This is a genomic window from Pseudomonas sp. FW300-N1A1 (genome assembly GCF_058789115.1).
Window position 1 is genome coordinate 37908 of sequence record NZ_JBYTBK010000020.1, and the last position, 13014, is coordinate 50921.

Here is a 13014-nt window from a genome sequence, read left to right on the forward strand (position 1 = left end):
CCAAACCGTCGGCGGACGGGGGCGTTGCAATGAAAAGGATGTTCAGGCGCGACGCAGGGCGCGATGTTCCATGCGGGTTTGCAGGCGATACAGGTAGGCAAAACCCTGCTCCCAGCGATGGTGACCGGACTTCACATTGATGTGCCCGGCACCGGCCAGGATGCCGGCCTCGGCGCCCCAATGGCGTGCCAGCTCAAGGGCGCGCGGCGCGCTGACCGCTGCGTCGTTATCAGAGCTGACGACCTGGCTCGGGAACGGCAGCACGTGCATCGGAATCGGTGCAAAGTTACGCAACGCCGGCACGCAAGCCGGGCGTTCGACGTCGGCAGGCGCCACCAGCAGGGCCCCGCGAACTTGACGCAACGCCTGCGACGGCGCGGTGGCTGCCCAATGCGCGACGGTGATGCAACCCAGGCTATGGGCGATCACGATCACCGGCGTGCTGTCGGCAGCAATCGCCTCGGCCAACGCAGCCACCCAGTCTTCACGGCGCGGCGTCAGCCAGTCGGCCTGCTCGACCCGTGCGCTATTCGGCAGGCTGTTCTGCCAGTGGGTTTGCCAATGATCGTCCGCCGATCCCTGCCAGCCCGGCACAATCAGGTAGCGAATGGGTTCGTTGCGCATGGGGGGCTCTCCTGTGCGTGTCTATTCCTGAGCGAGTATAGGGACGAGAGAGATATTACTTAAGGAATAAAAATGCATTTATTAAGACCTTAATCGAATATAAAGTGCATGCCCACAGCCTGTGATTTTTTCCCCCAAATAAAAAAGGGACCGCTCCCTGCCAAGGAGACGGCCCCGGAAATCGATGGATTGAAGCGCAGCTAACCGTAACGTCACGCGATGCTCTCTTGTGTAAAGAATTACCGCATCAAGATTTCGATCTAATGAATGAGCTCACTTGGTACGCATCTTAGCTAAAAAATAAGATCCCCTTTGTCGCTGCCGTCATTGGGATGACGTTAACGGTGGCTAAGGTACTTCAGACCTTCCCTAAGGCGACAACGCAAACGCAGATTAGTATGGGTTGCGTCATTACTTCGAATGCCTCATAAATATTTCGGACGATAGTTAATTAACTTTTGTGTGGCTTTTTTCGGCGCCATTTACAACGCCCCAGCGTTTGAGTCGATACAGGTAGTGGCGTACCTGGAGTTTTGGCGGGCGAGCAAGAGGATATCTGTGTTCTCCATGACGGATTATGCCGACATTACCGTTGGTGCATGGATGTGTTTTGAAGAACAAGTTAAACAAAAAAAAACCAAAAAAATGTCAGTGCAGAAAACCAAATTGCACCAGTGATCCAAGGTGCTAAAAGCTTTCGTTTAAGATCTGTTGGCAAATTTAACAATTCATTTTTTTCTATAAGCCCTCGCCTCTCGCAGAGCCTAGGGGTCAGGAACAGCAATGTCATTGAGCCGTTTCTGATGGTTTTCCCGAGTAGGCCGGCACTAGAGAAAGCCTCTCGGTTGTTTGCTACGAACTTGCTTTTACTTAGATGATTTTCTATTAGCTCGGTAAATTTGCAAGAGGAAACCAGTATCCAGAATAGCGAGAGAAACAAGAATACCAGTATAAAAACCGCGATGATCGCCAACTCAATATCACTCATCGCGCTGTATGCTCATAAATTACTTCACCAGCCCATTCTCCAGTACTTCCACCAATTTCGCCACCAGCCCATCCGCCTAGCCCACCCCCAATTACGGCGCAAGCCAAGGCGCCAGCGCCGCCGGTAACAATTCCAAATGCCACAGCACAACCAAACGTAGCCACACCTGCTCCTACGGGGCCTCCGAAGACTCCACCCAACAGGCTCCCTGACAACTTACCACCTTCAACATATTTAGATTTCCTACAGTCCGCTTCACGCCCATTTGAACATGCAGTATAGATAGATGAAGCTGTTGCAGCCACATCTAGACCCATGCCTATATACGTACCTTTTTTTATAAGGTTTGAAGCTTTTGCCACACCGCTAATGGTTTCGGCGTACCCTGCAATCACTCCAGTATGTAAATAGCTCTTCGTTGAAATGCCAAGCATACTCTTGATTGATCCTTGATTACGCAAGCCCGAGCCATAGCTCGCAAAGCTTTTCAGTTGATCATCAAGCTTTCCAAATAGCAGTTTTCGCTTTGAGTAAAAAGCATCTCTACTCTGACTTGTTCCGCTTCTGAGGTGATCGTTATGGACTACATCAATTTCTTCGAGGGTTCTCTTGATACCTTCGAGGTGCTTACTCCAAGCATCGCCCACGCTGCCAATGCCAAGCGAGGAGTATCCCAGCATTTTTATTAGAAGTTCGTGGTTTTCAACCAGGAATCCATCATGTTGTGCTCCATTCGCCATTAATGCTGAATGGGTATCAGAGGCCATTTTCATATAAAAGGCTTCTTCGGCTGTACAGGATGGGGTTGAATTATCTCCTATAATTACTATCTCGCCTGGCAAAACTACCGTGTTGATAATATGTACATTCAACATATCGAATTTTGCGCTGGAATTTTTCCCCAGTTGTAAATTTGATTTTAAGTATGAGTAACTTTGCACCTGTGAGTTTACGAAGCTATAGATTTCTGGCATAGGTGATGGCCTCAGGAGTACTTTTTATTGTTGATTCGATCCCAGCCACCCGCTACGTTACCTCCGCCGCTGCCATCCCCCCGTTTTTGTTGAGTGTAGGTCGTTTTTATACGTCCGTAGTTTAGGCTGATGGTCTCCGTAGGGACGCCATCATTCGCGCTATGTGAGTAGTCGGAAATAATGACTTCTTCCAGCGTGATCTCAAAGTACTTGAGCTTTTCACCCCCGGCACGATGCAGCGTCAAGACAACTTCTTTCAGGTGCTCGCCTGCACAGCTGGCCTCTATGAGCTTGCAGCTGGATTTGTCCAGGGTTTTGGTGAACGTGAAGTCGCTGACGGTTGTTCGCCCCGATGAGGCGCCGCCTGATGAGCTGGCTGTAGCCGATGTACTTTGGTGAGTGCCGAAACGATACCCTGTGATTTCTATCCAATCCTTGTGTTGCTCATCAAGGGCTTCGCCAGGGATACCTTCGATTTTGAGGTAAGCGTCAAATGCCATGTTCGTTCTTCCTTGCTTGGTTGTTCCTTGGTGTAAATCATTTTCATGATGTGCCGCTATCAAGTGTCTGAACGGGGCCGCTCGATTCTTCTACCCGCAACGCATACGTCCGCCGGCAAGTCACGGGGTGAAAAAATTCGAAATCACCACCACCGCCTCGGCCATCAGTCTGCTGCGGATCGAGGAAAAACCCTCTGCCGCTTGGCTGCGTCTGTCGGTGGGTACTGCGATTCATGGAGATTACGCAGTGGTTTGCGGGAGGCGCAAGAAGGCGCAGAGGGCATCTCTAAACTTCAGAAGAGTCCTACTGTGTGGGGTGTTTGGGGATGAAGGTTGTTTCTGATTGATCGGCGGGGAGCTTCAGGACGAGTCGTACTTGGTACTTGGTCATTAAATCGTCTTCGAAGGCAGCCCATCGCATCACCCTTCAACGTGTGGCACCACTGCATTGTCGGATGAATCATCACCTCAAATACTTATTCATAAAAAATATTTAAGGCTAAATATAGATCAAAAAAAAATATACAATTCGAACGTTCGTCGAAAGCCACGTTGCTCCCGACTCTGCGTGAAGAAGCCGTGGCACTGAGCAATGCCAAGGACTGCAAAGCACAAACCTGCCTGCCGATCACCGGTAACCGAGCTGGCTTTTTCCGGTGAACAGCACCGGCTAAACGTCAGGGCGACCGTTAAAGCTTGTTCCCGCATACAACCTGGGTTTGAGCCGCTACCGCGGTATCAGCTGCCTGTCGTTCCTTGCGCACGAACCGGTTCGCCCGGCCAAACGTGCCGAAGTCGTTAAACCGCACGCCCATCTCACGCATCACCTTGTGCGCCACCGGCACGGTCAGTTGGCGAATGTAGAACGGCTCCTTCACCACAAAATGGTGGATACCGTGGCTGCTGCCGAAGTTGAAGCAGAACGCCTGTAACGGCCACATCCACCAGGGGTTGAGCACCTGGGTCTGCTGGATCACGTTGCCCGCCTCCAGGTCGCCGTAGTAGTGCATGTTCGAGCTGACAAAGTGCAGGCAAAAGGTGCGCAATACGTTCGGGCCGATGATCACCACGGCGGCGATATCGATCACCTGCATCACTGACAAGGTCGCCGCCGACCACTCCACCGAGGTGCCCATCAGCCAGGCGACGCCGTTGATCCCGTGAAAACCGAGGAACACATACCACGCGCCCCAATGCATCAGTGCCAGCGGCGCATAGACCTTCAGGCTGCGCTGCAGGATGCTCAACTTGTGGGCCCAGGTCCTGGCCCGCAGCGCACGGATAAACGCTGACATCACGTTGTCACCGACCATCAGCAAGCGCGCGACACCCCAGGGCTCGCCATTGGTGATGGCACGCTCTTCCATATCGGCTTCAGTGCCGGACAGCTTGTGGTGGTTGAGATGCAGGTGGCGGCGGATCCACGGATTGATGGTGCTCGGCCGTGCCAGCCACACCAGGCCCATCATCAGGTTGTGCGGTACGCGCTGTTTGCGAAAGTACATGCTGTGGATCAGGTCGTGCTCCAGCTCATGGGTCAGCGACGCAAAAAAAGCATTCAGCAGCAGGCATGCCCACCAGGCCATGTGGCCCGTCATGTACAACGTCGCCGAACCGATCATCCCGGCCAGGGCGAAGGCCAGAATGCCCGCGCCAAGGGCGTCCTGATGATTGAGCAGCGGGTAGCGCTGGCGCAGTTCGACGCCTCTGGCGAGCACCACTTGGCGAATGTGCGCTGATCGTTGCTGTGCATTCTGGCCCTGGGGACTTGCAGAAGTACCGTGCATGCTTCCATCCTCTAGTCATTGATGCTCGCATCCTGCCCTGTGCACTTGCGCCGGGCGTTAGCTGTGAACGCCAACCTGTTGACTGGAAGCGCCAATCATCATGATTGAACCCACCTCCCTCGCCAGCTGGACCCGCGCCCTGCGCAAGCAACTCGACGCCCTGGGACTCGACAGCGCGGCACTGTGCCAGCAGGCCGGGCTCGATCCGCAACTGATGGACGACCCCAATGCCCGCTATCCACTGTCGGCAACCACTCGCTTGTGGGAGGTGGCGGTGCATGCCAGTGGCGACCCGGCCATCGGTCTGCGGGTGTCGCGATTTGTCAGCCCCACGACCTTCCACGCATTGGGTTATGCGCTGGTCGCCAGTGGCAGCCTGCGGGAAGTATTCGAGCGCATCGTGCGCTATCACCAGGTGGTCAGCGACGCCCTGGACCTGCACCTGAGTCGCGCCGAGGACCGGTACTGCTTCACCCTACAGGTGCCCGAAGGCAGCCCTGCCCCCGCCCCGGAGGCCATCGACGCCTTTGCCGCGATCTACGTGCGCACCTGCCGCAACCGCCTGGGTCGCGAGTACGCGCCGCTGGCGGTGTACCTGCGCCGCCCGGAGCCGATGGATCCTCACCCATGGCACAAGGTGTTCCGCTCACCGGTGTATTTCGCCGCCGACGAAGATCGACTGGAGTTTGCCCTCGAAGACTTCGACAGCCACCTGGACGACGCCAACCCGGAACTGGCCGAGCACAATGAAACCGTGCTCAAGCGTACCCTGGCGCAACTCAAGCCCCTGACCTGGGAACGCAAGGTTCGCGATGCCATTGAAGAGCAATTGCCCGAGGGCGAACCCAGCGCCGAACGCATCGCCCAGGCGCTGCACCTGAGCTTGCGCAGCCTGCAACGGCACTTGGCGGATGAGGGCTGTCGCTTCGACACCCTGCTCAACGAAAGCCGCGAGAACCTGGCCCTGCTGCACCTGCGCGATCCGCAATGTTCACTGAGCGAAATCAGCTACCTGCTGGGGTTTGCCGACACCAGCAGCTTCAGCCGCGCCTTCAAGCGCTGGACCGGCATGACACCGGGACAGTTTCGCGACGGGTTGCGCTGATCAGCCTTTCACCAGACTGCGCATGACACCTGATCGCCACTGCTCGATCATCGCAGCACCCATTTCGGCAAACGCACGGTTTGTCCTGCAATGATCCAGCATCTCGACCATCGCTACGTCCATCCCATGGACGACTTGCTGCAGTAGTTCATTGCAGCGGCCCTCCGTCAGGTTGCAGGCCGACCGGCCAAAACGCATCAGCATTTTGTATTTAGGCCATGCCTTTGACCCACCCAGTAACAACGCCATGCTGTCGGTCTTGATATAGACCGAGGTGGTGACGATGTCATAGGCCGGAGCGAAGCGGATGGGCGCATCAGCACCGCAGTGCGGGTAAAGCACACCAAAGTTCTTGAGGTGGGCGTCACCATTTTTCAGACCCGATGACAATGCAACCGTCTTGAAGAACGACTCAAGGGCCTGATTCAGCAATGCTGGGGAGACGAACGCCTTGATCTGTTTGGCGACCCCTTCGTATGAGCCATCGTATTTAGCCCTGGAAGGCCAGGCATTGAGCACGCAGAAATCTTCAAAGCCCAGATAGCCCTGGCCATTCAGATCAAAACGTTCGACGACCAGAAATTTGCCGCGCTCACTGAGTTCGAACCCTGGTACTTCAAGCCCGGAATGCAGGGCCGCCCGCATGCAGAAGTACTCATTAGCGGCCAGCTCAGGGTATTCCTGCGGGCGAAAGGTTTTGACCAGATGGGTTGCCCCACGATGGGTCAGCCGATCGATGGTGGTCGCGCTGTCACGAACCAGCACTTTGGGCTGCACACCGGAAACGCCCGAATATTGGCCATAGGTGTGCAACAGGTCATCAAACAACCCCTGAGCGCCGTCATGCACCAGAAGGTCTGCAAGGCTGGTTTCAGGTGGCCGGTCACTCGCGCCCTGACCCTCCGTAATCCCCAGTCGACCCAACTGATAGGGCCCCGTGATCGCCAACATCGCGAAGTCGTCAAACCCTCGAACCGCCTTACTGAAGCGACGGACCAGCTCTTCACGCAGCGCCCCTTCCGGCAGATTCATTTCAAACACCGGCGGCACTCCTCGCTCCCACGTGTAGCTCTCAAGGCGCACCGGCATGGTCAGCGAGACGGCGTTTTCTTCCTGCGCGTCCTCGCCGTAGGTAAACACTGAGTCAACGCGCGACAGACTGCGGCCCAAGGTCCCCACCGAAGTGCCGGATACACTGATGTGCAACCTGTGCGTATCGTGCGGCTCAACCATGGAAGTCGACCTTTTTCAGGCTGTCCAGAGTCGGACGCTTCGATTGTCGAGGTGCGGCCGTGAGTTCGTATCCAAAGCCATTGAGAATGGCTTCAACCTTGCGGATACCGATTTCGGACAACGAGTTATTCTCGATACCGGAGATAGTGGCGCGGCTCATCCCATACTGCTTTGCCAGTTCTTGTTGTGTCAGCTTGCGTTCTTTACGGAGCGACCTGATCAGCTTTCCAAGGTTTTCCATCCGTCATACCTGCATCATATACAGTGCTTTTCTAACAATTTACATAATATGCATCATATTTAATGCACTATTAGACCATAGCTTAGCTCATTCCCTGACCAGACGGCGCTTCGCAGCTACGCGACAAGCCACTTGATGCTCCAGCTCCTACACGACGACCGAAATAAGGTGAGGAACTCAGAGGCCCGCCAATGCCCGCAAGCGCTGGGCATCGAGAATCTCGATCTCACCATAACCGAGGCTGAGGATGCCCTGGTTTTCCAGGTCCTTGAGGATCTGGTTGGTGGTCTGGCGGGACAGGGACAGCAACAGCGCCAACTGCTCCTGAGGTAACTGCAGGACGCGACGGGCGTGCTCGAACTCGCCGTAACCGTCGGCGATCATCAGCAAGCGGTGCGCCACCCGCGCCGGTGCCGGCAGCAGGGTCAACTGCTCGAGGTTGATGAACGTCAACCGCAGTTTATGGCTCATCAACAACGCCAGTTGCCGCCAGTGCTGCGGTTGCTGGTCGAGAAACGCCAGCAGGCTGGCCTGCGGAATCTGCAGCAAGGTGCACTCGCCGACGGCGTAGGCATCATGGGTGCGTGGCTGGCCATCGAACAGGCAGATCTCGCCAAACCAGTGCGGCGCTTCGATCAGGCTCAACAACGCCTCCTTGCCCTGTTCACTGACCGCACCGACGCGCACCGCACCTTCCAGCACCGCGTACAGGCCACACGGTGCATCGCCGCGCCCGAACAGCCGCTGGCCCGACGCCAACCGCCGCGGGCGGGCCAGGGACAGCAGGCTATCCTGTAGAGAGGACGACAAATGACTGAACCACTGCCCCTGCATCAGGCATGACCGCCAGGCCTGTATTGGCATGAAGACTCCAAAATGATTGTCGCGTGGCCGACAGTGCCACGACGGATCGCAGGGCATGATCAGCATCCCTACAGGAGGAATAACAATGAAAAGCCTCGTTGACCACCTCAGTCAATACGCCGCGTACCACCGTGACCCGCGCAACATCGCCAGCCACTTTATCGGTATCCCGCTGATCGTGGTTGCCGTCGCCGTGTTGCTGTCACGCCCGGGATGGCCTGTGGCCGGGCTCTGGCTGTCACCGGCGGTGCTGCTGGCATTGGCCTCGGCGTGGTTCTACTTGCGCCTGGAGGTGCGCCTGGGCGTGGTGATGACGGTGCTGCTGGGCCTGTCCGTCTGGCTCGGCCAGATCCTCGCGGCACACAGTACGCTGCTCTGGCTGGGCAGTGGTATTGCGATGTTTGTCCTCGGCTGGGCGATCCAGTTTGTCGGCCACTATTACGAAGGGCGCAAACCGGCGTTTGTCGACGATGTGACCGGGTTGATTGTCGGACCGCTGTTCGTGGTTGCGGAACTGGCGTTCATGCTCGGCATGCGCCATGACCTCAAGGAGCAGATCGAGGCGCGGGCGGGTGTGGTGCGGATCAATCCAAAACGCGCTGCGGTGTAGGACACCGTCGCGAGCAAGCGGGGCCGCCCCGCTTGCGTGCAACGCTTTCAGATATTGGCGATCTTCTGCCAGACCTTGGGCTTGAAGAACAGCGTTTCGCCCTTGGCCAGGCCCGTCAGGCTGTCGTGGTCCTTCACCACTTCGGCCTCGATCAATTCACTCTGCCCTTCCACTTTCAAGGTCACCCGCGTCGTCGCTCCCAGAGGGCGGATGTCGCGGACTTCGGCGGCGTGGTGATCGGCAAGCTCATGGCGCGACAGCGACACTTCGTGTGGCCGGAACAGCACGTGATTGTCTTCGCCCAAATGCAAGCGGTTGGAGTCACCGAGGAAGTGGTACACAAAATCGCTGGCCGGGTTTTCGTAGACATCACCGGGTGAGCCGATCTGCTCGATCACTCCCTTGTTCATCACCACGATGCGGTCGGCCACTTCCATCGCTTCTTCCTGGTCGTGGGTCACGAACACCGAGGTCAGGTTGATGTCTTCGTGCAGACGCGCCAACCAGCGGCGCAGCTCTTTACGGACCTTGGCATCGAGGGCGCCGAACGGCTCGTCGAGCAGCAACACCTTCGGCTCCACCGCGAGGGCACGGGCCAACGCAATGCGCTGACGCTGGCCGCCGGAGAGCTGTTCCGGGTAGCGATCCGACAACCAGTCGAGCTGCACCATGTTCAGCAGTTCGTGGACCTTGGCGGCAATCTGGCTTTCGCTCGGGCGCTGGTTTTTCGGTTTCATGCGCAGGCCGAACGCCACGTTGTCGAACACCGTCATATGGCGGAACAGGGCGTAGTGCTGGAACACGAAACCGACGTTGCGATCACGCACATCGTGGCCGGAGACGTCTTCACCGTGGAACACGATGTTGCCCTGGTCCGGGGTCTCCAGGCCGGCGATGATCCGCAGCAGCGTCGTCTTGCCGCAGCCAGACGGACCCAGCAGCGCCACCAGTTCACCGCTCTGGATGTCCAGGCTGATGTTGTCCAGCGCCTTGAACGCATTGAAATTCTTGCTGACGTTACGCACTTCGATCGACATGAATTATTCCTCCGCGGCGCTGGTGCGCAGGCGGTTAATACGGGATTCGCTCCACTGCTTGAGCAGCAGGATCAAGAGCGCCAGGATCAGCAACAGACTCGCCACGGCAAACGCGGCCACATGGTTGTATTCGTTGTAGAGGATCTCGACGTGCAACGGCAAGGTGTTGGTCACCCCGCGAATATGCCCGGAAACCACCGACACCGCACCGAACTCACCCATGGCCCGGGCCGTACACAGCACTACGCCGTAGATCAGGCCCCATTTGATGTTGGGCACGGTGACATGCCAGAACATCTGCCAGCCATTGGCCCCGAGCAAGCGCGCGGCCTCTTCTTCCTGGGTGCCTTGTTCCTGCATCAGCGGGATCAGCTCACGGGCCACGAACGGCACGGTGACGAAAATCGTCGCCAGCACGATGCCCGGCAAGGCAAACACGATCTGGATGTCGTGGTCCTGCAGCCATGGACCGAACAGCCCCTGCGCACCGAACATCAGCACATAGACCAGGCCCGCGATCACTGGCGACACCGAGAACGGCAAGTCGATCAGGGTCACCAGCATGCTCTTGCCACGGAACGAGTACTTGCTCACGCACCAGGCCGCGCTGACACCGAACACCAGGTTCAGCGGTACCGAAATCAGTACGGCAATGACCGTCAGCTTCAAGGCCGACAGGGCATCGGGCTCGAAGATCGCGGTGAAGAACGCCCCCAGGCCCAGCTTCAGGCCCTGGGACACCACGATGAACAGCGGCAACAACAGAAACAGGGCAAAGATCAGCCAGCCGAGGACGATCAGGATCCGCCGTGATGTGGCACTGCCACGGCGGGCGGCGTTGGCCGAAGAGGCTGCGGCAATAGATGATTGGGACATTGTTCGCGCCTCCTTATGGGGTTTCGATACGCCGCTGCAACAAGTTGATCAGCAGCAACAGGACGAAGGAAACCACCAGCATCAGCACGCCGATGGAGGTGGCGCCGGTGTAGTCGTACTGGTCGAGCTTGACCATGATCAGCAACGGCAGGATCTCGGTTTTCATCGGCATGTTGCCGGCGATGAAAATCACCGAGCCGTACTCGCCGACACCCCGGGCAAAGGCCAGGGCGAAACCGGTCAGCCAGGCGGGCAACAGGGCCGGCAGCAGGATGTAGCGGAACACCTGCAACGGCTTGGCACCCAGGCAGGCGGCGGCCTCTTCGATCTCTCGTGGAATATCGGCCAACACCGGCTGCACCGTGCGCACCACGAACGGCAACGTCACGAACGTCAGCGCCAGGGTGATGCCCAGCGGGGTGTAGGCGATCTTGAAGCCCAGGTCGGCGGCGAACTGCCCCACCAGCCCGTTCGGCGCGTACAGCGCGGTCAGCGCAATACCGGCCACCGCCGTTGGCAGCGCGAACGGCAGGTCGATCATCGCATCGATGACCTTGCGCCCCGGGAACGTGTAGCGCACCAGGACCCAGGCCAGCAACGTGCCGATGAGGCCGTTGATGATCGCCGCGCACAGCGCGGTGCCGAAGCTGAGCTGCAACGCCGCCAGCACCCGTGGTGCGGTGATGATTGCCCAGAACTGATCCCAGGTGAGTTGAGCGGCATGCACGAACATCGCCGCCAGCGGAATGAGCACAATCAGACTGAGGTACACCAAGGTGTAACCCAGCGTCAGCCCGAAGCCGGGTATGACGGGGGAAATACGACGCGACATAAAAGTCCTTGGTTGAACGCACAAAACCCGAAGGCGACTCCGGGCTTGATGCTGGCTGGATTCAGGTTACTGCGCCTGGTAGATCTGGTCGAACACGCCACCGTCATTGAAAAACTTCGGTTGGGCAGTTTTCCAGCCGCCGAAGTCCTTGTCGATAGTCACCAGCTCCAGGGTCGGGAACTGTTGGGCGTACTTGGCGGCCACGGTCTTGTCACGCGGACGGTAGAAATTCCTGGCGGCGATTTCCTGGCCGGCCGGGCTGTACAGGTGCTTGAGGTAGGCTTCGGCGACCTGCTCGTTGCCTTTTTTCTCGGCATTCTTGTCAACCACGGCCACGGGTGGCTCAGCGAGAATCGACAGCGAAGGCACGACGATCTCGAACTTGTCGGCGCCACCGTCTTCCTTCAGCGCCAGGAACGCTTCGTTTTCCCAGGCCAGCAACACATCGCCCTGCCCGTTGTTGACGAAGGTGATGGTCGAACCGCGAGCACCGGTGTCCAGCACCGGGACGTGCTTGAACAGGGTCTGCACATAGTCCTTGGCCTTGGCTTCATCGCCGCCGTTGGCTTTCAGGCCGTAGGCCCAGGCGGCGAGGAAGTTCCAGCGCGCGCCACCGGAGGTTTTCGGATTCGGGGTGATCACTTCGACGCCGTTCTTGGTCAGGTCACCCCAATCCTTGATGCCCTTTGGGTTGCCCTTGCGCACCAGGAACACGATGGTCGAGGTGTAGGGCGTGCTCGCCTCAGGCAGTCGCTTCTGCCAATCGGCCGGCAGGGTCTTGCCCAGTTTGGCGATTTCGTCGATGTCACCGGCCAGCGCCAGCGTCACCACGTCGGCCCGCAGACCATCGATCACCGCACGGCCCTGCTTGCCCGAGCCGCCGTGGGACTGCTGGATCTTCACGTTGTCGCCAGCGTGCTCCTTTTTCCAGAAGTCGATGAATTCGGCGTTGTACTCCTGGTACAGCTCCCGCGTCGGGTCGTACGACACATTGAGCAATTCGTAATCCTTGGCAACCGCGGAACCGGCAAACAGGGCGCTGGCCAAAGCGGCCAACGCGAAACGGCGAATCGACGACATAGTGAAGCTCCTGAAATTTTTAGTGCTGGCTGTTCTTATGTATTTCTGGAATCGGGTTGCCTGTCGGGGCGGGCATCAACCCGGCTTGTTGCCGGGGTTCTGCAAGCGGAATTTCTCTTTGCGTTCGATCTGAACCACCTGGGCGTTGTGCACAGTGATCTCTACCGCACCAAAGCGCAGATCGCGCAATGCGCTCTGGATCTCGCGCAAGATGGTTGCTTCGTCCTGGCCGTCAACGCTACGTAGAGATGCGCTCATGGTGC

The 13014-nt window shown here is 57.7% G+C and carries 15 protein-coding genes; 2 read left to right on the forward strand and 13 right to left on the reverse strand.

The window, feature by feature from the left end; translation table 11 throughout:
- Positions 1-42: 42 nt before the first annotated feature.
- The 5 genes from AC3WQN_RS15220 to AC3WQN_RS15240 form a co-directional block, all read right to left on the reverse strand.
- On the reverse strand, positions 43-624 hold the full coding sequence (locus tag AC3WQN_RS15220) for an alpha/beta hydrolase (RefSeq protein ID WP_103399581.1): 582 nt from the start codon (positions 622-624) through the stop codon (positions 43-45).
- 622 nt (positions 625-1246) lie between these two features.
- Positions 1247-1612, reverse strand: coding sequence for a hypothetical protein (locus AC3WQN_RS15225; protein ID WP_103399582.1), 366 nt, complete (start codon positions 1610-1612; stop codon positions 1247-1249).
- Positions 1609-2586, reverse strand: a complete 978-nt coding sequence (locus AC3WQN_RS15230) for a hypothetical protein (protein ID WP_103399583.1) — start codon at positions 2584-2586, stop codon at positions 1609-1611. The genes AC3WQN_RS15225 and AC3WQN_RS15230 overlap by 4 nt, the downstream gene beginning before the upstream one ends.
- Before the next feature lie 11 nt (positions 2587-2597).
- Positions 2598-3086, reverse strand: a complete 489-nt coding sequence (locus AC3WQN_RS15235; RefSeq protein ID WP_103399584.1) for an Hcp family type VI secretion system effector — start codon at positions 3084-3086, stop codon at positions 2598-2600.
- A 689-nt stretch (positions 3087-3775) separates the two neighbouring features.
- Positions 3776-4873, reverse strand: a complete 1098-nt coding sequence (locus AC3WQN_RS15240; RefSeq protein ID WP_103399586.1) for a fatty acid desaturase — start codon at positions 4871-4873, stop codon at positions 3776-3778.
- A gap of 100 nt (positions 4874-4973) precedes the next feature.
- Between AC3WQN_RS15240 and AC3WQN_RS15245 the strand changes: the two genes are divergently transcribed.
- Positions 4974-5978: an AraC family transcriptional regulator gene (locus AC3WQN_RS15245; RefSeq protein ID WP_103399587.1), complete on the forward strand. Its 1005-nt coding sequence runs from the start codon at positions 4974-4976 to the stop codon at positions 5976-5978.
- On the opposite strand, the gene AC3WQN_RS15250 is transcribed toward AC3WQN_RS15245, so the two are convergent.
- From AC3WQN_RS15250 to AC3WQN_RS15260, 3 genes are all read right to left on the reverse strand, one after another.
- Entirely contained in the window at positions 5979-7211 is a 1233-nt protein-coding gene (locus AC3WQN_RS15250) for a type II toxin-antitoxin system HipA family toxin (RefSeq protein WP_103399588.1), read from the reverse strand.
- Entirely contained in the window at positions 7204-7452 is a 249-nt protein-coding gene (locus AC3WQN_RS15255; protein WP_095082083.1) for a helix-turn-helix domain-containing protein, read from the reverse strand. The genes AC3WQN_RS15250 and AC3WQN_RS15255 overlap by 8 nt, the downstream gene beginning before the upstream one ends.
- A 177-nt stretch (positions 7453-7629) precedes the next feature.
- Complete coding sequence (locus AC3WQN_RS15260; protein WP_095082197.1) at positions 7630-8316, reverse strand: Crp/Fnr family transcriptional regulator; 687 nt, start codon at positions 8314-8316, stop codon at positions 7630-7632.
- An 85-nt stretch (positions 8317-8401) separates the two neighbouring features.
- Between AC3WQN_RS15260 and AC3WQN_RS15265 the strand changes: the two genes are divergently transcribed.
- Positions 8402-8926 (forward strand): Mpo1 family 2-hydroxy fatty acid dioxygenase, encoded by a 525-nt coding sequence (locus AC3WQN_RS15265; protein ID WP_103399589.1) that lies wholly within the window; start codon positions 8402-8404, stop codon positions 8924-8926.
- Positions 8927-8973: 47 nt separating this feature from the next.
- On the opposite strand, the gene AC3WQN_RS15270 is transcribed toward AC3WQN_RS15265, so the two are convergent.
- From AC3WQN_RS15270 to oscA, 5 genes are all read right to left on the reverse strand, one after another.
- Positions 8974-9963: a sulfate/molybdate ABC transporter ATP-binding protein gene (locus tag AC3WQN_RS15270; RefSeq protein ID WP_095082079.1), complete on the reverse strand. Its 990-nt coding sequence runs from the start codon at positions 9961-9963 to the stop codon at positions 8974-8976.
- A gap of 3 nt (positions 9964-9966) precedes the next feature.
- Complete coding sequence (gene cysW, locus AC3WQN_RS15275; RefSeq protein ID WP_103399590.1) at positions 9967-10839, reverse strand: sulfate ABC transporter permease subunit CysW; 873 nt, start codon at positions 10837-10839, stop codon at positions 9967-9969.
- Positions 10840-10852: 13 nt separating this feature from the next.
- A complete protein-coding gene (cysT, locus tag AC3WQN_RS15280; RefSeq protein ID WP_095082075.1) occupies positions 10853-11671 on the reverse strand; it encodes a sulfate ABC transporter permease subunit CysT in 819 nt (272 codons plus the stop codon).
- Between the two features lie 66 nt (positions 11672-11737).
- Complete coding sequence (locus AC3WQN_RS15285; RefSeq protein ID WP_103399591.1) at positions 11738-12751, reverse strand: sulfate ABC transporter substrate-binding protein; 1014 nt, start codon at positions 12749-12751, stop codon at positions 11738-11740.
- A gap of 75 nt (positions 12752-12826) precedes the next feature.
- Positions 12827-13009 carry a sulfur starvation response protein OscA gene (oscA, locus tag AC3WQN_RS15290; protein WP_028943833.1) on the reverse strand — a complete coding sequence of 61 codons (183 nt, stop codon included), beginning with the start codon at positions 13007-13009 and terminating at the stop codon, positions 12827-12829.
- Positions 13010-13014: the final 5 nt, after the last annotated feature.

Coding starts and splice junctions, on each gene's coding strand:
- AC3WQN_RS15230 (WP_103399583.1), bottom strand. CDS start 2,586: ATGCCAGAAATCTATAGCTTCGTAAACTCACAGGTGCAAAGTTACTCA.
- cysT (WP_095082075.1), bottom strand. CDS start 11,671: ATGTCGCGTCGTATTTCCCCCGTCATACCCGGCTTCGGGCTGACGCTG.
- AC3WQN_RS15235 (WP_103399584.1), bottom strand. CDS start 3,086: ATGGCATTTGACGCTTACCTCAAAATCGAAGGTATCCCTGGCGAAGCC.
- AC3WQN_RS15255 (WP_095082083.1), bottom strand. CDS start 7,452: ATGGAAAACCTTGGAAAGCTGATCAGGTCGCTCCGTAAAGAACGCAAG.
- AC3WQN_RS15260 (WP_095082197.1), bottom strand. CDS start 8,316: ATGCCAATACAGGCCTGGCGGTCATGCCTGATGCAGGGGCAGTGGTTC.
- AC3WQN_RS15250 (WP_103399588.1), bottom strand. CDS start 7,211: ATGGTTGAGCCGCACGATACGCACAGGTTGCACATCAGTGTATCCGGC.
- AC3WQN_RS15285 (WP_103399591.1), bottom strand. CDS start 12,751: ATGTCGTCGATTCGCCGTTTCGCGTTGGCCGCTTTGGCCAGCGCCCTG.
- AC3WQN_RS15220 (WP_103399581.1), bottom strand. CDS start 624: ATGCGCAACGAACCCATTCGCTACCTGATTGTGCCGGGCTGGCAGGGA.
- oscA (WP_028943833.1), bottom strand. CDS start 13,009: ATGAGCGCATCTCTACGTAGCGTTGACGGCCAGGACGAAGCAACCATC.
- AC3WQN_RS15245 (WP_103399587.1), top strand. CDS start 4,974: ATGATTGAACCCACCTCCCTCGCCAGCTGGACCCGCGCCCTGCGCAAG.
- AC3WQN_RS15225 (WP_103399582.1), bottom strand. CDS start 1,612: ATGAGTGATATTGAGTTGGCGATCATCGCGGTTTTTATACTGGTATTC.
- AC3WQN_RS15265 (WP_103399589.1), top strand. CDS start 8,402: ATGAAAAGCCTCGTTGACCACCTCAGTCAATACGCCGCGTACCACCGT.
- cysW (WP_103399590.1), bottom strand. CDS start 10,839: ATGTCCCAATCATCTATTGCCGCAGCCTCTTCGGCCAACGCCGCCCGC.
- AC3WQN_RS15240 (WP_103399586.1), bottom strand. CDS start 4,873: ATGCACGGTACTTCTGCAAGTCCCCAGGGCCAGAATGCACAGCAACGA.
- AC3WQN_RS15270 (WP_095082079.1), bottom strand. CDS start 9,963: ATGTCGATCGAAGTGCGTAACGTCAGCAAGAATTTCAATGCGTTCAAG.